Raw genomic sequence first — 19,515 nt, 5'->3', positions numbered from 1 at the left:
TCCATTGCGTACGAGCTGCTCGGTTGCGGTCCGCCGGGCCGGGCCGGCAGCGGCGGCCTCATGCGTCCGTCCGCGGGGCGAGCGCGGCCGCCAGCCGGCGGGGGGTGGAGTTGCGGAAGATGTCCCGCAACCGGATCGCGGGGTAGTTCTCCTCGCGCAGGGCGGTGGCCAGCAGCACCGCTTGTACGGACGTGCCGCCGAGGTCGAAGAAGTTGTCGTCGGGGGTGACCGGCACCTCCAGGACCCGCTGCCAGAGGGCGGCCATGGCGGCCTCGGCTCCCGAGGGCTCGGCGGGCTCGGGTGCCGCGGGGCGCTGCGCGGGCCGCGGGTCGGGCAGCCGTGCGGTGTCGAGCTTTCCGTTGGCGGTGAGGGGCAGTTCGGGCACCGCGGTCAGGGTGGCGGGCAGCAGGTGGCCGGGCAGCCGCTCGGCGAGCCGCTGCCGGATGTCGGCCAGGTCCTCGGGTGCGTCGGTGTCGGTGACGACGTAGGCGTCGATCCGCGCGGTCGCCGGGCCGTCGGGCGCCCGGACCAGGGAGGCGGCCGCCCGGACCCGGTCGTCCTCCAGGAGGGCGTGCCGGATCTCGCCGAGCTCGATGCGGTGCCCGCGGATCTTGACCTGGTCGTCGCGCCGGCCGAGGTACTCGATCTGCCCGTCGGGCAGGAACCGGCCGAGGTCGCCGCTGCGGTAGAGGCGGGCGCCGGGCGTTCCGGTCAGACGGTCCTCGGTGAAGCGCTCGGCGTTCAGTTCCGGACGGTCGAGGTAGCCCTGGGTGACCCCGGCGCCGCCCACCCAGATCTCGCCGGGCACACCGGGAGGAGCCGGGCGCCCCCGGTCGTCGAGGACGTACAGGTCCCAGCCGGGTATCGGCCGCCCGATCGAGCGGCTGCCGCGCAGCGCCTCGGCGTGGTCGACGGGGTGCCAGGTGCAGAAGACCGTGGTCTCGGTGATCCCGTACATGTTGACGGGCCGGCAGACGTCCTCGGGGTAGCGCGCGAACCAGGGCAGCAGGACGGCCCGGTCGAGCGCCTCGCCGCCGAAGATGACCAGGCGCACCGCGAGACCGCCGGCGCGGAACGCCTCGGCGTTCACCAACTGGGCGAACGCCGACGGGGTTTGGTTGAGGACCGTGACTCCCTCGGCCCGCAGCAGCGCGTGGAACGCCTCCGCGTCGCGGGAGACGTCGTAGGGGACGACGACCAGCCGTCCGCCGGTGAGCAGACACCCCCAGATCTCCCAGACGGAGAAGTCGAAGGCGAGCGAGTGGAAGTACGACCAGACGTCGTCGGGGCCGGGTGCGTACTCCTCGCGGGTCGCGGCGAGCAGGGCGGCCACGTTGCGGTGGCTGACCAGCACCCCCTTGGGGCGGCCGGTCGAGCCGGAGGTGTGGATGACGTACGCGGTGGCGTCGGGGTCCACGACCGGCAGGGCCGTTGCGGGGTGCGCGGGTGCGGCGTCCGGTGCGATCCGGTGCAGGCCGGGGGTATCCGCGAGCAGTTCGCCCTCGGTGACGACGGTCCGCAGCCCGGTGTCCTCGATGACGAAGGCGAGCCGCTGCGGCGGGTAGTCGGGGTCGAGGGGGACGTAGGCGGCGCCCGCGCGGAGTACCGCGAGTACGGCGGCGACCTGCCCGATGCCCCGGTCCAGGCAGACCCCGACCCGGTCACCGGGGCGGACCCCCGACTCCACCAGCGCGCTTGCCAACCGCCGTGAGCGGTCGTCGAGTTCGCGGTAACTGGCGCGTTCCCCGCGGCAGACCACGGCGGTGCGCCCGGCGGCCTCGCGCACCTGGCGGGCGAAGAGTTCGGTCAGTGCCGCCGGTGGTTCCGCGAGGCGTGTGCCTTGTCCGGTGCCGAGCAGGGCGGTGAGTTCCTCGGTGGGAAGGGTGTCGACGTCGTCCAGGCGCCCGCCGGGACGTTCGGTGAAGTGGGTGAGTACGGCGGTCAGTTGGCGGAAGAAGAGCGCCGCGGCCGCATCCGTGACCAGCGCCCGCTGGTGGCGCAGCAGCATCCGGATCCCGTCCGTGCGGCCGTGCTCCTGGTACAGGCCGACGGTCAGCGGGAAGTGGGCGGTGCCCAGGCCCTGGTCCTCGTGCGGGACGGCGCGCCGGTCGCCCTCGTGCAGTTCGGGCAGGGTGTCGATGGCCGACACCACCAGCTGGGGCGCGGTGAGGCCGGCCCCCGGGAGTACGGAGGACAGCGGCAGGTCGGCGTCGCGGTACGCCTGCACCCCGCGCTGGTGCACCTCCCGCAGGAAGTCCGCCACCGTCGCCTGTCCGTCGAGGCGGACCGGGACGGGAGCGGTGTTGTTGAAGTACCCGACGGTGTCGGCGTGTGCCGGTGAACGCCGAGAGACGGTGGTGCCGATGACCGGGCGGGCGGCCCCGGAGTTGCGGCCGAGGACCAGGGCGGCCGCGGCGAGGACGGCCGAGTAGGGGGTGACCCCCAGTTCGGTGCCGAGGTCGCGCAGGCTCCGGTGCAGCTCGGCGGGGAGGAGGGCTTCGGCGACGCCGCCGCCGGTGGGGTGCGCGTCGCCGGAGCCGGGCGGGTCGCCGGCGGCTCCCGCCCACTCCAGGGACGGGACGACATCGGCCGCGGCCAGCTCGGCCCGGATCTCCGCCGCGCGGCCGGCACGCCGGGGCAGCCGGGCGCGGGCCGCGGCGGCCCAGTCGGCATAGGTGGTGGTGGCGGGCTCGGCGGACCGGTCCGTCAGGAGGCCGCGGGCGAGCAGTTCCATGGAGCGGCCGTCGACCACGAGGTGGTGGGCGACGATGACGAGGTCGGCGGTGTCCGGCGCGTACCGGAGCAGCACGGCGCGACACAGCGGCCCCTTGAGGAGGTCCAGGGGCCGGGTCAGCTCCTCGCGCACCCGCAGGCGGGCCGCGGCGCCGTCCGGCCCGTCCGCGACGTGCACGGATTGCAGCCGCGGCGGGTTCGGCACGGTCTCCAGGAACCACGCTCCCTCGTCCTCCACCACACGGGAGGCGAGCACCGGGTAGGCCTCGGCCAGGCGCGCGAAGCGCTCGGCGAACAGCGGCCCGTCGGCCGGCCCGGTGATCCGGTACACGCAGTTGACGAGATACGTCGAGGGGTCGTCGGCGGCCTGGTCGGCGGTGTAGAGGTCGACCTGATTCGGGGCCAGTTCCCAGCGCATGTCAGCTCCCGGCGCCGTCGGTCGCGAGCAGGCGGGCGATCGCACCGGCGCCGTCGGCCTCCAGGACGTCGAGGTACTCGACCTCCCGGCCGGTCAGCTCGTAGAGGCGACTGGTCAGCAGGACCGCGCGGAAGGAGTCCCCGCCGTTCTCCAGGAATCCTTTACCGAGATCCGCGCCGTCCCCGAGGATTTCTTTCCAAAGATTCTCCGCCACATCAGCCGAATTCTCGGCGGATGGCAGGGAGGGGTCAGCATTGAATTCCATCGGACAGCCCCCGAATTCTATGAGTCCGAATTCCCCGCTTCTGCGCCACGTTGCGTCACGAGGCGTGCCACTGGGGGTGGTCGGCTCCCACCAGTTTCCACGGCCGTAGGGCTCAATTACCCGCCTCAACGGTTTGGTTGACGCTACAGCTCCATCGCGAAGTTGATCAATGTGAGGTAGCTCACAACGCCTTCTCGGGCATTCTTGTTGAATTCCCGGGCGGTGTGTGCGGTGGCTCCGGGAATTCTTCTTGACAAGGTCAAACCCCCTCCTTAACCTGGCCCGACTAATTCCGGTGCGGATTTCAGTCGGGGGGCTGTTCGGTGACCAGCGATGACGATGCCGGGAATGCGGTCAGGCCGGCCGACGCGGCGCAGACCCGGTTCTTCCTGCTCGACCAGCAGGGCGGCAGGGCGACGACCCTCCTGACGCACATCCGGGTCGACGGCCCGGTCGACCCGGAGCGGATGACTGCGGCCGCGCGGGCGGTCTGCCGGACCCAGCCCGCGTTGCGGACGTCCCTGCACCCCACGGCGGAGGGACTCGTCCAGCGCACCCACCCCGTCTCCGAGGTCGACATCAGGAGCGGACGGGCGGACGACGACAGCGCCCTCGACGGATGGTTCGCCGAGGCCGGTGCACCGTTCCCGCACGGCGCGGGCCCGTTGTGCCGTATCCGCATCGTCGGCACGCCCGGGCGCACGCACTGCCTCGTGGGCGTCCACCACGCGGTGTTCGACGAGGACTCCGCGGCCGTCCTGCTGCGGCAGCTCGCCCGCGCGTACACCGACGGCCCCGAGGTGCTCACCGCCGCCGACCCCCACCGGCCCCCGCCGCAGCCCGCACGCCTCGCGGCCCTCCACGCCTTCTGGACCGACCACCTCGCCGGCGCGCCCGCGGACACCGCCCTGCCGCATCTCGCGTCCGCCGCGGGGGCCGGGACCGGGCACGGCGTGGTGTCCCTGCCGCTGGACGCCGAACTCGCCGCCGCACTGCGGAGACGGACCCGCGAGAGCGGGGCCACGCCCTTCGTGCAGGTCCTGGCCGCCGTCGCGGTGGTCGTCGGCTGGTACGGCGACGCCGAGGACGTCGTGCTCGCCACCGTCGCCACCACCCGCACCGCGGCGGACGCCGAGGTGATCGGCTGTCTGCAGAACACTCTGCCGGTGCGCCTGCCGCTGCACGGCGCCGACACCGCCTCCGTGCTCGACCGGACCACCGACGCGCTGTTCGACGCCCTCGACCACTGCGACCTGCCGATCGAGGACATCCTCACCGTGTTGCGGGCCACCCGCCGTCCCGGCCGGACCCCGCTGACGCAGATCATCTGCACCCAGGCCACCGCGCCGGCCCCGCTGACCACCGGCGACCTGCGGTGGCAGCTCGTCCCGGCCGAGGACGTGCAGAGCGAGTACGGCCTGGCCGTCACCCTCCACCAAGACCCCGCGGGCGGCCTCAGCCTGACGGTCGGTTACGACCGCGCCGCACTGCCCGCCGCGTCGGCGCGCCTCTTCGCCGAGCACCTGGCCGGCGCGCTCACCGCGTTCGGCACCGCACCGGCGGCCCCGCTCAGCGCGCTCCGCCTGTTCACCCCCGACCCGCCGACGCCACCCGCCGACCCGGCCACCCCGGCCGGCCCGGCGGTGCCCGAGCTGATCACCGGGCACGCCCGGCGCACGCCCGAGGCCACCGCCGTGATCGCCGGCTCCGAGCGTGTCTGCTACGCCGAACTCGACCGCCGCATACGGGAATTGGCGGCCGCGCTGATCGAGGCCGGGGTACGGCCCGGCGACCGGGTCGGGGTGTGCCTGCCGAGGACGGCGGACCTGCTCGTCGCCCTGGTCGCCGCATGGCGGGCGGGCGCCGCCTACCTGCCGCTCGACCCCACGTACCCGGCGGGCCGGCTCCGGATGATGGTCGAGGACGCCCGGCCGGCCGTGGTCGTCGGCGACGCAGCGGCCGCGCAGGCCCTGGCGTCCACCGGCGTCCGGCTGATCGGCCCCGACGCGGTGGCCGCCCGCCCGCCCGAGCAGTGGCCCTTCCTCGCGCCGCAGGACCCCGCCTACGTCATCCACACCTCCGGTTCGACCGGACGGCCCAAGGGTGTGATCGTCCGCCACGACAACCTGGCCGCACTGTTCTCGGCCTTCGCGCAGGTCCTTCCCGACCCGCCCCGGGTGTCCGTCGCCGGCGCGAGCGTCTCCTTCGACATCAGCGTGCTGGAGCTGTTCTGGCCGCTCGCCACCGGCCGCACGGTGCTGCTGACCAGCCACCAGCAGGTGGCCGACGCCGAGGTGCCGCCCGGCGCGCTCTACCAGTGCACACCCACCATGGCCCGGATCCTCGCCGACGACCCGGCCGGCCGGCGGCTGCTCGGCGGCCTCGCGGTCCTGCTCGTCGGCGGCGAACCGCTCGCCCGCGACCTGGCCGACCGGCTGACCGACCTGGTGCCGGGCCCGGTGTTCAACTGCTACGGCCCGACCGAGACCACCGTCTGGTCGACGGTGTGGCGGGTCGAGCCACGGGTACCCGTGCACATCGGCCGTCCGCTGGCGGGGGAGGAGTGCCGGGTCGTCGACGCCCACGGCCGCCCGCTGCCGCCCGGAGTCCCGGGACGGCTGCTGATCCTCGGGGCGGGTGTGGGATCGGGCTACTGGCAGCGAACGGAGCTGACCGCCGAGCGCTTCGCCGAGCACGACGGGCACCGCGGCTACGACACCGGCGACCTGGCCGTCCTCGACCCCGAGCACGGGCTGCGCTTCCTCGGCCGGGCCGACACCCAGGTCAAGGTCCTCGGGCAGCGGATCGAACTCGCCGAGATCGAGGCCGTGTTGCGCGCCCACCCCGCCGTCCAGGAGGCCGTCGCCACCGTCAGCGGCGACGGCACCGCGGTCACCGCCTGCCTTGTCCCCACCGGCCCGGCGAATCCGTCCGGCGACGGACGCCCGCGTCCCGCGCCCGCCGGACTCGCCGACGAGCTCCGCCGGCACGCAGCCGTCTCGCTGGTACCCGCGATGGTCCCGGCCGCCTGGCTGCTCGTCGAGGGGCTGCCCCAGCTGCCCAACGGCAAACTGGACCGCGCCGCGGTGGCCGACTGGGCCGCCGCAGCGCCCACGACGGCGCCCGCACCCGAGGTGGCCGAGCCGTCGGCGGGTCCCGTTTCCGGGCAGGCCACCGAGGTGGTCCGGCGCGCCTGGGAGCACGTACTCGGCACCCCCGTCCGCGGGCTGGACACCCACTTCTTCGACCTCGGCGGCACCTCCGGACAGATCGTGCGCGTGCTCGCCCTCCTGCAGCGCCCGTACCCGAACCTGACCACGGCCGACCTCTTCCGCTACACCACCGTCCGTGCCATCGCCCGCCATGTCGACGCGGCCGGCGACAACGGCGGGGGAGCCCCGGAACGGTCCCGGCCCGCGGTACGCGCTGCCGCCCGGACGCAGGCCCTGAACGGCTGGCGCCGGCGCACCGAACGATCCCGATAGCCATACCGGTCACAGAAGGGCCGACGATCAGTGAGCACTCATCAGGCGGACCGGGCGGCCGCACCGGAACACGCGCGTCCGGCCCGTACGGTCGCGGCGACGCCACCACAGCAACGGCTCTACCTCGCCTATGCCCTGACCGAGGACCACGCCCGGCACCACTTGGTGATCGACCTCGGCTTCGACGGCGTGCCCGACACCGCGGCACTCCGCGCCGCACTGGAGGACGTGGTCCGCCACCACGAAGCACTGCGCACCCGCTTCGTCTTCGAGGGCACGACCCTGATGCAGTCGGTCGCCGATCACCTTCCGCCGCAGTGGGAGACGCTGGGTGCGGATGCCGAAGCCCCCGGGCCGGAGCGGCCGTTCGACCTGGAGGCAGGCCCGCTGCTGCGGGCCCGGGCCCGGCGCACCGACGACACCGGACTCCGGCTGCGCCTCACCCTCCACCGCATCATCGCCGACGACCGGTCCGCCACCGTCCTGGTGGACGACCTCATCGCCGCCTACCGCGCCCGGCTGGCCCCGGACGCCCCGCACCTCACGCCGCCTGTCCGGCAGTTCGCCGACCTGACCGTACTGCCGGACCCGGCCACCGAGCCGTCCCCGGCCAAGGACCAGGCCCAGGACCAGGCCCAGGACCCGTCCCCGGACCGGGAGCTCTCCACCGGGGAACTGCCCCTGACCACCGGCCGCACCACCGGCCGGACCCACCGGACGGCGCTGCCCGACGGCACCCTCTCCACCCTGCAGTCCCTCTGCACCGCCGCCGGCGCCACCCTCGCCGACGGGCTGCTCGCGGCGCTCGCCGTCCTGCTGCACCGCTACACCGACGCCGACGACGTCCTGATCGCCGCCGACGGCCCCGACCCGCGCGGGCCCGAAGACGCCCGTACCGTCGGCCCGTTCACCGTCCGGACGACCGTCCACGCCGATCTCTCCGCCAACCCCGGATTCCGCGCGCTGGCCGGGCAGATGCGGCGGCTGCCCGGGCAGGACCCGCTGACCGACTGGACGGCGCAGGAACAGCCCCCGCTCCCCGTGCGCCTCACCCTGCGCGCCCCGCACCCCACCCACTGGGACCTCCCCGGCAGCACCACCGTCGACCGGCACCCGGCCCCCGAGGCACCCGGCCACGCCCTGCACCTGGTCGTGACCACCGACGGCACCGTCCGCACCGAAGCCGCCTGGCCCGACTGGCTGACCGAGCAATTCACCGCCCACTTCGGGCAGTTGCTCACCGAGATCGTCCGCCACCCGGACCGCCCGGTGCACGAGCTGGCACCGGACCTCGCCGCGGACCCGGACGGCCGCACCACACCGCTCGACACCCCGAGCGCCCCGCCCGAGGCCACCACCGTCCTGGAGCGCTTCGCCCGCCACGCCGCGCAGCGGCCCGACGCCGTCGCCGTCAGCCACCGCGGCGAGCACCTCACCTACGGCGAACTCGACCGCCGCGCCAACCGGCTCGCCCGCCATCTCCAGGCCCAGGGCGTCGGCCCGGAGACCCTGGTCGGTCTCGCCGCCGAACGCTCACCGGACCTCGTCGTCGCCCTCCTCGCCATCCAGAAGGCCGGCGGCGCCTACGTACCGCTGGACCCGGCGTACCCCGATGCGCGGCTCGCCTACATCCTGCGGGACGCCGCGCTGGCCCACGTCGTCGTCCAGGGCCGGCCCGGTGGCTGGCTGGACGGCTTCACCGGCGCCCTGGTCTCGCTCGACGACGACGCCGGGGCGATCGCCGCCCACCCGGACGGCCCGCTCGCCTCCCGCGTCGCCCCCGACGACCTCGCCTACGTCATCTACACCTCGGGCTCCACCGGCGAACCCAAGGGCACTCTCGTCCCGCACCGCAACGTCGCCCGGCTTTTCACCGCCACCGAGCCCTGGTTCGGCTTCGGCGCGGACGACGTCTGGACGCTGTTCCACTCGTACGCCTTCGACTTCTCCGTATGGGAGCTGTGGGGTGCCCTGGCCCACGGCGGGCGCCTCGTCATCGTTCCGCACGAGGTCAGCCGGGCCCCCGAGGACTTCCTGACACTGCTCCGCACTGAAGGCGTCACCGTCCTCAACCAGACCCCGTCCGCCTTCGCGCTCCTCCAGCGGGAGGCCCTGCGGACCGCGGACGAACCGCCCGGTGCCGGTGCGGGGCTCGCACTGCGCCAGGTGATCTTCGGCGGCGAGGCGCTGGACCCGCGCTCGCTCCGCCCCTGGTTCGCGCGATACCCCGACGGGCCGCAGCTGGTGAACATGTACGGCATCACCGAGACCACCGTGCACGTCACCTACCGGCCGATCCGCAAGGAGGACACCGACGGCGACGGCAGCGTGATCGGCGTGCCGATCCCGGACCTGAGCCTGGACCTGCTCGACCGCCGGGGCCGGCCGGTCCCGCAGGGCGTCACCGGCGAACTGTACGTACGGGGCGCCGGGCTCGCCCGCGGCTACCTGGGGCGGCCGGAACTCGACGCGGCCCGTTTCGTCACCCTCCCCGGCGGACGCGCCTACCGCACCGGCGACCTGGCCCGCCGGCTGCCGGGCGGCGAGTTGGAGTACCGCGGCCGGATCGACGACCAGGTGAAGATCCGCGGCTTCCGGATCGAGCCCGGCGAGATCGAGGCCGCGCTGGCCGGGCACCCGGACGTCGCCGAGGCCCTGGTGACCGCCGAACCCGACCGGACGGGGGAGCGGCGCCTGGTGGGCTACGCGGTCTCCGGCCGCACCGATCTGGGCGCCGCCGAACTCCGCGCCCACCTGGCCGGACTGCTGCCCGCCCATATGATCCCGGCCGCCTTCGTGGTGCTGGAGCGCTTCCCGCTCACCGTCAACGGCAAGGTCGACCGGCGGCGGCTGCCCGCCCCGGAACGCCGGTCCGAGGCCCCGGCCACCGCCTCCGCCAACCGCGCCGAGGAGATCCTCGTCCAGGTCTGGAGCGAGGTGCTCGGCCACGACCGGGTGGGCACCGACGAGAACTACTTCCTGCTCGGCGGCGACTCGATCCGTACCCTCGCCATCCTCGGCCGTGCCCGCGAACTCGGCCTGGAATTCCAGCTCCAGGACCTGCTGCGGCACCAGACCATCCAGGAACTGGCCCCGCACACCACACCCGTCACCCCGGGGGCCGCCCGACCGCACTACCGGCCGCTGTCCCTGCTCGGCGACGCGGACCGGGCCCTGCTGCCGGCCGACGTCGAGGACGCCTATCCGCTCTCCCGCCTCCAGGCCGGGATGCTGTACCACAGCGGCCTCAACGCGGCCGAGCGGATCTACCACAACGTCGCCGGCTACCACCTCCGGGCGGGCTGGTCCGAGGCCGCCTGGCGGTTGGCGCTGGAGTCGCTGATCGCCGACCACCCGGTCCTGCGCACCTCCTTCGACCTGGAGACCTACGGCGAACCACTCCAGCTGGTGCACCGCCGGGTCGCCGCACCGATCACCTTCGAGGATCTGCGGCAGCTGTCCGCCGCCGACCGGCAGACCGCCATGGACCGGCGGTTCGAGGACGAGAAGGCCCGCGAGTTCGCCTGGGACCGCGCCCCGCTGATCCGTTTCCACCTCCAACGGCTCACCGACGAGACCTTCGAGCTGTGGGTCACCGAACACCACGTCATCCTGGACGGCTGGAGCGAACGCTCCCTGATCACCGAGCTGTTCGAGCGCTACCTCAGCCTGCTCGGCGGCACCGGCACCCCGTTCCGGGAACCGCCCCGCGCCCACTTCGGCGCCTTCATCGCCGAGGAACAGGCGGCCATCGCCGCCGCGGATCACCGAGACTTCTGGACCGGCGAACTGGCCGGCAGCGACCTCGGCACCCTGCCCCGCCTGGTCCCGGCCGCCGAGCGGCCCGACATGCGCATCACCCCCGTACCGCTGCCGGCGGAGGTCGCCGAGGGCGTGGCCGGCTGCGCCCGCCGGGTCGGCGTTCCGGTGCGCACCGTGCTGCTCGCCGCCCACGTCCACGTCGTCGGCATGCTGACCGGCACCGCCGACGTCGTCACCGGCGTCGTGTACAACGGCCGTACCGAGGACCGGGACGGCGACCGGGTCCTGGGCATGTTCCTCAACACCCTGCCGGTCCGGGCCCGGCTGACCGGCGGGAGCTGGGACGACCTGGTCGCGGCGGTGGGCCGCACCGACATCGACGTCCAGCGCCACCGCCGCTACCCGATGCCCGAGATCCGTCGCCTCCTCGGCGGCCGGGAACTGTTCGAGACCTTCTTCAACTTCACCCGCTTCCGCGTCTACCAGTCCGTGCTGGAACGCTCCGACGAGCTGGAAGTGCTCGACGAGCGGCGGATCACCAACACCAGCATCCCGTTCGGCGCCGAGTTCGCCCAGGACCTCACCTCGTCCGAGGTCAACCTCCATCTGCGGTACGACGCCGCCCAGTTCACCGACGAGCAGGTGCGGCTGATCGGCGGCTACTACCGCCGCGCACTCACCGCCCTGGCCACCACCCCGCACCAGCGCCACGACCGGACCGTCCTGCTCTCCGCCGAGGAACTGCGCCAACTCGACCGCTGGCACGGCGAGTCCCGTCCGCGCAGCACCGACCGGCCCTTCCCGCTCCAGCTGGAGGAAGGGGCCGCGGCACGACCGGACGCCCCCGCCGTCATCAGCGGCCGCACCGTCCTCGACTACGCCGAACTCAACGCCCGGGCCAACCGCCTGGCCCGGGAGCTCCTCGCACACGGCGTGCAGACCGGCCGGATCGTCGCCCTCTCCGCGCCCCGCTCCGCCGATCTGCTGGTGGCCATGGTCGCCGTCCTCAAGGCCGGTGCCGCCTATCTGCCCATCGACCCGAACTACCCCGCGGAGCGGATCGCGCTGCTGCTCGGCGACGCCGCGCCCGCCCTGCTGGTGACCACCCGTGACACGGCCGGCGTCCTGCCCGCCGGGGACACCCCACGACTGGTCCTCGACGACCCGGCGACCGTGCGGCGGCTCGCCGGCCGGTCCGCCGCCGACCTCACCGACGACGACCGCACCCGCCCGCTGTACCCCGAGGACCCGGCCTACCTCATCTACACCTCGGGCTCCACCGGCCGGCCCAAGGGCGTGATCGTCTCGCACGCCAACCTGGCCGACCTGATGGCCTGGATCGCCGGATTCCTCGGCCCGGACGGGCTGACGCAGGTGCAGGCCACCACCTCGGTCAGCTTCGACGTCTCGGTCTTCGAACTCTTCGGGCCGCTCGCCGCCGGCGGCACCGTACGCCTCCACCGCGATCTGCTGGCACTGGGCGAACCGGAGGCCCTGGAAGCCGGCCCGATCACCGCACCCGCCCTGGTCAGCGGGGTTCCCTCGGTCTTCGCCGGGCTCCTGCCGCGGCTCGACCCGCAGCTGACCGCCGGCACCGTCGTACTCGCCGGCGAAGCGCTCAGCGCCCCGGTGGCCCACGCGATCGCGGCGGCCTTCCCCGGCGCCCGGATCGCCAACATCTACGGCCCCAGCGAGGCCCCGGTGTACGCCACCGCCTGGCTCGGCACCGGCCCCTTCGACACCGCCCCGCCGATCGGCCGGCCCTCGTGGAACACCCGCGCCTACGTCCTCGACCACGCCCTGCGCCCGGTGCCGCCCGGCGTTCCCGGCGAGCTCTACCTCGGCGGCCCCGGCCTGGCCACCGGCTACCTCGGCCGCCCGGCCCTGACCGCCGCACGCTTCGTCGCCGACCCGTACGGCGAGCCCGGCGCGCGGATGTACCGCACCGGAGACCTGGTGCGCCGGCGCCCCGACGGCGACCTGGAGTTCCTCGGCCGCCTCGACGACCAGGTCAAACTCCGCGGCTTCCGGATCGAGCCGGGCGAGGTGGAGGCCGCGCTCCGCGACCACCCGCAGGTCGACCGGGCCGCCGTCGTCGTACGCGAGGACCGCCCCGGCGACCAGCGGCTGGTCGGCTACGCCGTCCGCACCCCCGGCGCCACCGCCGACGCCCTCGACCTGCGCCGCCACGTCGAACGCCGGCTGCCCCGCCACATGGTGCCGCTCGTGGTCGTGCTGGACGCCCTCCCGCTCACCCCCAACGGCAAACTCGACCGGCGGGCCCTGCCCGCCCCGGAACCCGAGGCCGCCGCCCCCGGCCGCACCAGCCGGGCACCGCGCACGCCCCTGGAAGCCCAACTGCTCGCCCTGTTCGCCGAGGTCCTCGGTCTCGACCCGCGCGGCCCCGACGCCGGCGGGCTGGGCATCGACGACAGCTTCTTCGAACGCGGCGGGCACTCCCTGCTCGCCTTCCGCCTGGCCGCCCGGGTGCGCGCCACCCTCGGCGCCGACCTCGGCATCGCCACGCTCTTCCGCACGCCCACCGTCGCCGGCGTCGCCGCCCTGCTCGCTGACCCGGACCGGCCCACCGACCCGAACGACGCGCTGGACGCGCTCGTACCGCTGCGCCCGCAGGGCACCCGTGAGCCGCTGTTCTGCGTCCACCCCGGCGTCGGCATCGGCTGGGTCTACTCCGGGCTGCTGCGGCACCTGGACCCCGACCGCCCGGTGTACGCCCTGCAGTCCCGCGGGATCGACGGCACCCGGCCACCCGCCGCCGACCTGGCCGGCATGGCCCGCGACTACGTGGCCCGGCTGCGCACCGTCCAGCCGCACGGCCCCTACCACCTCCTGGGCTGGTCCATGGGCGGGATCGTCGCCCACGAGATGGCCCGGCTGCTGCGGGCGGACGGCGAACGGGTCGCACTGCTGGCCCTGCTCGACGCCTACCCCCGGCTCCCGGACGCCCGCCCGGTCGACTACGACGAACCGCAGGCGCTGGCCGAGGTCCTGCACTCGCTCGGCCTGCCGCAGCCCGAAGGGGCGTCCCTCAGCCCGGAGTCGGCGCTGCGGCTCCTCAAGGAACACGGCAGCGCACTGGCGACCCTCGGACCCCGTCAGCTGTCCGCGGTCGCCACCGTCTTCACCCACAACGTCAACGCCCAGCGCCGCCACCACTCCCGGCCGCTCGACGCGGACCTGCTGTTCTTCGAGGCGACCGAGGACAAGGGCCCGGACCCCGAACGGCCGGCCAACTGGGCGCCGTACGTCAGCGGGCGGATCGAGAACCACCAGGTCGCCTGCCGGCACGGCGACATGCTCGCACCCGGGCCGCTGGCCGAGATCGGTGCCGTCCTCGCCGCACGCCTGCGGACACTGCCCCGCCCCGAGTGACGGCCGAGCCGCCCACCAGCCCAACAGGAGCCCATGTGACCAGCGACCCGGACGGGGAACCCGCATGACCGCACCGCGCCACACCATCCCGTTCGACCTCATCGACCCGGCGGTCCACCCGGACCCCGACGCCTGCGACGTCTGGCGCACCCTGCGCGACGCCCACCCGGTCGCCTGGTGCGAGGCCGACGGCGACCGCCCCGGCTTCTGGGTGATCACCCGCTACCAGGACATCGCCGCGGTCTACCGCGACACCGCCCGGCTCAGCTCCGAACAGGGCAATATGCTCGGCACCCTGCTCACCGGCGGCGACTCGGCCGGCGGCCGGATGCTGGTGGTCACCGACCCGCCGCGGCACTCCGCGGTGCGCAAGGTGCTGCAGGGCGCGTTCTCCGCCCGGGCCATGGCGCAGATCGCCGACGGCGTCCAGGCGGCCACGAAGGGCCTGGTGGCGGCCGTCGTCGATGCCGGCGGCGGCGATTTCGTGGCCGATGTCGCCGCGCAGATCCCGCTGATGGCCATCTGCGAACTGCTCGACGTACCGCCCGCCGACCGCACCCTGATGCTCGACCTGACGATGGCGGCGATGGGCGACGACGGCACCCCGGAGGCCGCCGAGGCCGCGGCCGACGCGCAGGAGGACATCCTCCTGTACTACGCCGGACTGCTGCCCGGCCGGCGGGAGTTCCCGGGGGAGGACGTGGTCAGCCTGCTGGCGAACGGCGAGGCCGGCGGCACACCGCTGAGCGACGCCGAAGTACTGCTGAACTGCTACAACATCATCATCGGCGGCGACGAGACCACCCGGCTGTCCTCCGCCGGCGCCGTCCTGGCCCTGGCCGAGCACCCCGAACAGTGGCAGCGCCTGCGCCGGGACGAGGGCCTGCTCGACTCCGCCGTCGAGGAGGTACTGCGCTGGACCACACCGGTCACGCACCTCGGACGGACCGCCATTACGGACCTCACGCTGCGCGGCTGCGACATCAGGGCGGGCGACATCGTCACCCTCTGGAACACCTCCGCCAACCGCGACGAGGACGTCTTCCCCGACCCCTACCGCTTCGACCTCGCCCGCACCCCCAACCGGCACCTCACCCTCGGCCACGGCCCGCACTTCTGCCTCGGCGGCCCGCTGGCCAGGGTCGAACTCCGGGTCATGCTGGAGGAGTTGCGCAACCAGGTGGGCGAACTGGAGCTGTCCGGCCCGGTCGAACGGGTCCGGTCCAGCTTCCTGACCGGGGTCAGCCGGCTGCCGGTGCGCTGCACCGCCGCCGGCTGACCCCGAGGGGCTCCTCGCTACTCCGCGGCGTCCGGCCCGGGTGACCGCTCAGCGGCCCCGGGCGCACCGGCCGTGGCCTCAAGGTGCGCGGCCAGGAGCCGCAGCGTCGGATGCCGGTAGAGGTCCACCAGGGTGAGTTCGGGGACCTGCGTCATGCTGCGCAGGGCCTTCATCGAGTCGCCGCCCAGCCCGAAGAAGTCGTCGTCCCGCCCGACCGCCTCGATCCCCAGTACCTCGCACCAGGCCGCGGCGATCCGCTCCTCCCACGGGCCGCGCGGGGCGGCGCCTTCCGGCACGGTGCCGCCCGGGCGCCCGTCGTGCGGTGACGGGGCCGCCGGCAGTGCCTTGCGGTCCAGCTTGCCGTTCGGGCTCAGCGGCATGGCGGGCAGCACCAGGACCGTTCCGGGCACCATATGGGCCGGCAGCCGGGCCGCCAGCCGGTCGCGGACCTCGTCCGGGGCGAGGACCTCGCCCTCACGCGGGACGACGTAGCCGACCAGGACCGGGGCGCCGGTGGCGTCGGGCTGCGCCGCCACCGCCGCTTCCTTGACCCGGGGATGGTCCCGCAGCACGGACTCGATCTCGGTCAGCTCCACCCGCAGCCCGTGGATCTTGACCTGGAGGTCGGTCCGGCCGAGCAGCTCGATCAGCCCGTCGGCGTCGCACCGCGCCAGGTCACCGGTGCGGTACAGCCGCTCGCCGGACACCGGGCCGTACGACCAGTCCAGGAACCGCTCCGCGGTGAGATCGGGCAGGTCCAGATAGCCCACTGCCAGGCCGTCGCCCGCCAGGTACAACTCACCGGTCACGCCCGGCGGAACGGGCTGCAGCGCCTCGTCCAGGACGTAGGTCCGCTGATTCGCCATCGGCCGGCCGTACGGAATGCTGGTCCAGCCGGGGTCGGTGGCCTCGACCTCGTAGAGCGTCGAATAGATCGAGGCCTCGGTGGCCCCGCCGAGGGAGACGAACCGGGTGTCCGGCGCGGACTTTCGTGCGCGGTCCGGCATCTTCACGGGGATCCAGTCCCCGGCGAGCATGATCAGCCGCAGTGAGCCCAGCGGCGGGGGGCCGTCGGCGGCGGTCGCGTCGAGGTGGTCGAGGACCAGCTCCAGCAGGGCCGGGGCGGTGTTCCAGACCGTGACGCCGTGGTCCGCGGCGAGTTCGGCCCAGTGCGCGGGCTCCCGGCCGCGGCCCGGGTCCGGGAGCACGAGGGTGCCGCCGGCCGCGGTCATGCCGAGGAACTCGTAGACCGACATGTCGAAGCTCGGCGAGGACAGCCCCAGCACACTGTCACCCGGTCCCACGCCGAAGCGGGTGTTGAGGTCCGCGATGTTGTTGAGCACGCCCCGGTGGCGCAGCGCGATCGGCTTGGGCCGTCCCGTGGAGCCCGAGGTGTGGATCACGTAGCAGAGGTTGTCCGGGCCGGCCGCGGGCGCAAGGTCGTCCGCCGGCAGGTCGGCCAGCGCCGCCCCGTCCCGGTCCAGCAGGACCAGGTGACCCCGCACCACGGGGCGTTCGCCGTCGCCCAGGGCGTCGGCGAGCGCGGTCCGGCTGACCAGGGCCACGCACGACGCGCCGGAGACCATGGTGGTCACCCTGGCCCGGGGGTACCCGGGGTCCAGCGGCACATAGGCCCCGCCGGCCTTGAGCACCCCGAGCATGGCCACGAGCAGATCGGGGGAGTGGTCGAGATAGAGCCCGACGCGGTCGTCCGGGCCGACGCCCAGGTCCCGCAGGTGGCGGGCCAGCCGGTTGGCCGCGGCATTGATCTCCCGGAACGTCCGCCGGGTCGTCCCCTGGACCACGGCGACGGCCTCGGGCGCCTGCCGGGTCCGCTCCTCGAACACCTCGTGCAGACAGGCGCCCGCGTGGGGCAGCGCCACGGCGGTGTCGTTCCACTCCAGCAGGACGCGGCGCTGCTCGGCCTCGGTGAGCAGGGTGAGCCGTTCCAGCGGCCGGTCCGGGTGCCGCACGCCGTCGCTCAGCAGACGCCCGTAGTGGCTGAGCATCCGCTGCGCCGTCGCCGGGGCGAAGAGCCGGTCGTCGAAGTGCAGGGCGGCCCACCGTGACCCGGCATCCGCGGCCGGCAGGGCGAGTTCGGCCTCGTACGGCCGGGGATCGCCCTCGGCCGGGGCCGGGCCGATGCGTACGCCGATGCCGGCCGGGTCCGTTCCGGGGTGCGCCACCGCACCGGCCTCACCCGCCAGCCCGCGCAGCGTGCTCGCGCCGGTGACGGAGAAGCGCAGCAACGCCTCCTTGCCGCCCTCCCGGCCGACCCGGAACTCGACCTGGTTCTGCCCGGAATAGCGGTACACCAAGGCGGCGAATCCGGCGAGGAGCACGTTCTCCGGAGTGGTGGCACACGAGGCGGCCAGCGCGCCGACCGCGTCGTCGTACAGCCCGGGAATCTCCTGGCGCACCACTGCCGTACACGCCGGTGCAATGACGCCACGGGGCCGGTCCGCGGGGAGTTGGGCGGCATGGGAGGACAATGACCGTCTCCTGTCTCGGAGTTTCTCGACTTCGCAGGGGAATTTCGGCGGCGGGCAATCGGTGGGGCGCAGCTGCGCACCGATGCCGGGTCGGGAACCTCCGAGTCCGGGAAATGTCCCGCTCAGTGGCCAATCCGGGCTGCGCGCCCGGCTGTTGGCGACATTAACCGGCCATGCTGACCGCCACAATGTGGCGGGCGTCACACTCCCCGCCCCGCGCCTGCTGCATAATCATGTACTCCCCAAGGGGGCCTCGACGATACGTACTCGGGGAAATCCGTCGCCGTCTCCCTGCCGCGCGGCAACCGACCGGCCGCACGGCGCCGTGTCATCCGACCGCAGGGGGAAGAGCCGTATGAGCACCGAGATTTCGCCGGCCGCGCTCGACGCCGTCGAGCTGCGCCACCTCGCGCAACGGGACGGCGAGAAATGGGCCACCGCCGGCGAGGGCATGCTGTCCTCCTGGGTCGCCGACATGGACTTCCCTGTAGCACCCGCCGTCCGGGAGGCACTGATCCGCCGCGCGGACGGCGATCTGGGCTACCCGACGTGGTTCGACGAGAGCCACGGCGGCCCGCTCGGGGAGGTGTTCGCCGCGCGGATGCACCGCAGGTACGGCCACCGGCCCGAACCCGCCCACGCCCGGATGTTCACCGACATCAACCAGGCGATGCTGGCAACGCTGCAGGTCGCCACCGACCCGGGCGACGCCGTTCTGCTGCACACCCCGGCCTGTCCGCCGTTCGTCGACGTCATCGAGAAGATCGGCCGCCGGCCGCTGACCGTGCCCGTCGAAGAGGGCCCGAACGGCTGGGAGTTCGACCAGGCACGCATGGAACATGCCGCCGCGGACGGGGAATCGGGGCGCTGCCGGGTGCTCTTCCTGGTGAACCCGCACAACCCCACCGGCCGGGTCTTCCGCCGGGACGAACTGGAGGCGCTGGCCGAGCTCGTGCTCCGGCGCGATCTGCTGGTGATCTCCGACGAGGTGCACGCGGACCTGACCCACGCCCCGCACCGGCACATCCCCTTCGCCTCGCTCGGCCCGGAGATCGCCGCCCGCACCGTCACCCTGACCTCGGGCAGCAAGGCGTTCAACCTCGCCGGGATCCGCTGCGCCCTGGCCCACATCGGGCCGCGGGCCGTCCGCGAAGCCGTCGACGCCCGGCGCGGGCTGCTCTTCGGCCAGGTGGGGGTGCTCGCGGTCGAGGCGCTGAAGGCAGCCTGGACGGCGGGCGACGACTGGCTGGACGACGTCATGGCCGTCCTGGACCGCAACCGCCGGCGGCTGGCCGAACGACTGCCCCATGGGATCCGCTGCCGCACCCCGGAGGCCACCTTCCTGGCCTGGCTCGACTGCCGGCAACTCGGGCTCGGCGCCGACCCGATGCCGTTCTTCCGCGACCGGGCCAAGGTCCTGCTCTTCTCCGGGCCGGCCTTCGGAACCGACGGTGAGGGCTTCGTCCGACTGAATTTCGGCACCTCACCACAGATCCTCGAAGAGACCCTGGAACGCATGGACGCCGCGCTGCGCCGGCACCGGAGGGAATGAAACACCGGGCCGGGGCGCCCAGGCCGAAAACGACAATGTGGACAGTTTTTCTTTGTCGTTGACGCGCGCCGGGCCAGGGCTAGTAGAGTTCGGAAAGATCACGGGGGACAAAGTCGGGGGACTTTCCCGGGAGTTC

Annotated in this window: 7 protein-coding genes; 4 read left to right on the top strand and 3 right to left on the bottom strand. The window is 73.9% G+C overall.

Going from position 1 to position 19,515, the window contains the following annotated elements:
- Window positions 1–58: 58 nt before the first annotated feature.
- Entirely contained in the window at window positions 59–3,151 is a 3,093-nt protein-coding gene (locus AB0G35_RS15815; protein ID WP_360948855.1) for an amino acid adenylation domain-containing protein, read from the bottom strand.
- 1 nt (window position 3,152) lies between these two features.
- Window positions 3,153–3,365, bottom strand: coding sequence for a phosphopantetheine-binding protein (locus AB0G35_RS15810; RefSeq protein WP_360948853.1), 213 nt, complete (start codon window positions 3,363–3,365; stop codon window positions 3,153–3,155).
- Window positions 3,366–3,739: 374 nt separating this feature from the next.
- Between AB0G35_RS15810 and AB0G35_RS15805 the strand changes: the two genes are divergently transcribed.
- The 3 genes from AB0G35_RS15805 to AB0G35_RS15795 all read left to right on the top strand — a co-directional run bounded on the left by AB0G35_RS15805 (window position 3,740) and on the right by AB0G35_RS15795 (window position 15,335).
- The gene (locus AB0G35_RS15805) at window positions 3,740–6,901 is read left to right on the top strand and encodes an amino acid adenylation domain-containing protein (protein ID WP_360948851.1); all 3,162 of its coding nucleotides are present in this window, start codon (window positions 3,740–3,742) and stop codon (window positions 6,899–6,901) included.
- 30 nt (window positions 6,902–6,931) lie between these two features.
- Window positions 6,932–14,056, top strand: a complete 7,125-nt coding sequence (locus tag AB0G35_RS15800; RefSeq protein ID WP_360948849.1) for an amino acid adenylation domain-containing protein — start codon at window positions 6,932–6,934, stop codon at window positions 14,054–14,056.
- Window positions 14,057–14,120: 64 nt separating this feature from the next.
- Window positions 14,121–15,335 carry a cytochrome P450 gene (locus tag AB0G35_RS15795; RefSeq protein WP_360948847.1) on the top strand — a complete coding sequence of 405 codons (1,215 nt, stop codon included), beginning with the start codon at window positions 14,121–14,123 and terminating at the stop codon, window positions 15,333–15,335.
- A 17-nt stretch (window positions 15,336–15,352) separates the two neighbouring features.
- On the opposite strand, the gene AB0G35_RS15790 is transcribed toward AB0G35_RS15795, so the two are convergent.
- Window positions 15,353–17,827: an amino acid adenylation domain-containing protein gene (locus AB0G35_RS15790; protein ID WP_360948845.1), complete on the bottom strand. Its 2,475-nt coding sequence runs from the start codon at window positions 17,825–17,827 to the stop codon at window positions 15,353–15,355.
- Window positions 17,828–18,182: 355 nt separating this feature from the next.
- Between AB0G35_RS15790 and AB0G35_RS15785 the strand changes: the two genes are divergently transcribed.
- The gene (locus tag AB0G35_RS15785; protein WP_360948843.1) at window positions 18,183–19,379 is read left to right on the top strand and encodes an aminotransferase class I/II-fold pyridoxal phosphate-dependent enzyme; all 1,197 of its coding nucleotides are present in this window, start codon (window positions 18,183–18,185) and stop codon (window positions 19,377–19,379) included.
- Window positions 19,380–19,515 lie beyond the last annotated feature (136 nt).

Source organism: Streptomyces sp. NPDC021749 (assembly GCF_040640655.1).
Taxonomy (GTDB): domain Bacteria; phylum Actinomycetota; class Actinomycetes; order Streptomycetales; family Streptomycetaceae; genus Streptomyces.
The sequence above is the reverse complement of the archived record's forward strand: the minus strand, read 5'-3'. Positions and strand labels throughout refer to the sequence as shown.

What these genes read in the sequence shown, in the direction of transcription:
- AB0G35_RS15785 (WP_360948843.1), top strand. Translation starts at nt 18,183, where the DNA reads ATGAGCACCGAGATTTCGCCGGCCGCGCTCGACGCCGTCGAGCTGCGC.
- AB0G35_RS15815 (WP_360948855.1), bottom strand. Translation starts at nt 3,151, where the DNA reads ATGCGCTGGGAACTGGCCCCGAATCAGGTCGACCTCTACACCGCCGAC.
- AB0G35_RS15795 (WP_360948847.1), top strand. Translation starts at nt 14,121, where the DNA reads ATGACCGCACCGCGCCACACCATCCCGTTCGACCTCATCGACCCGGCG.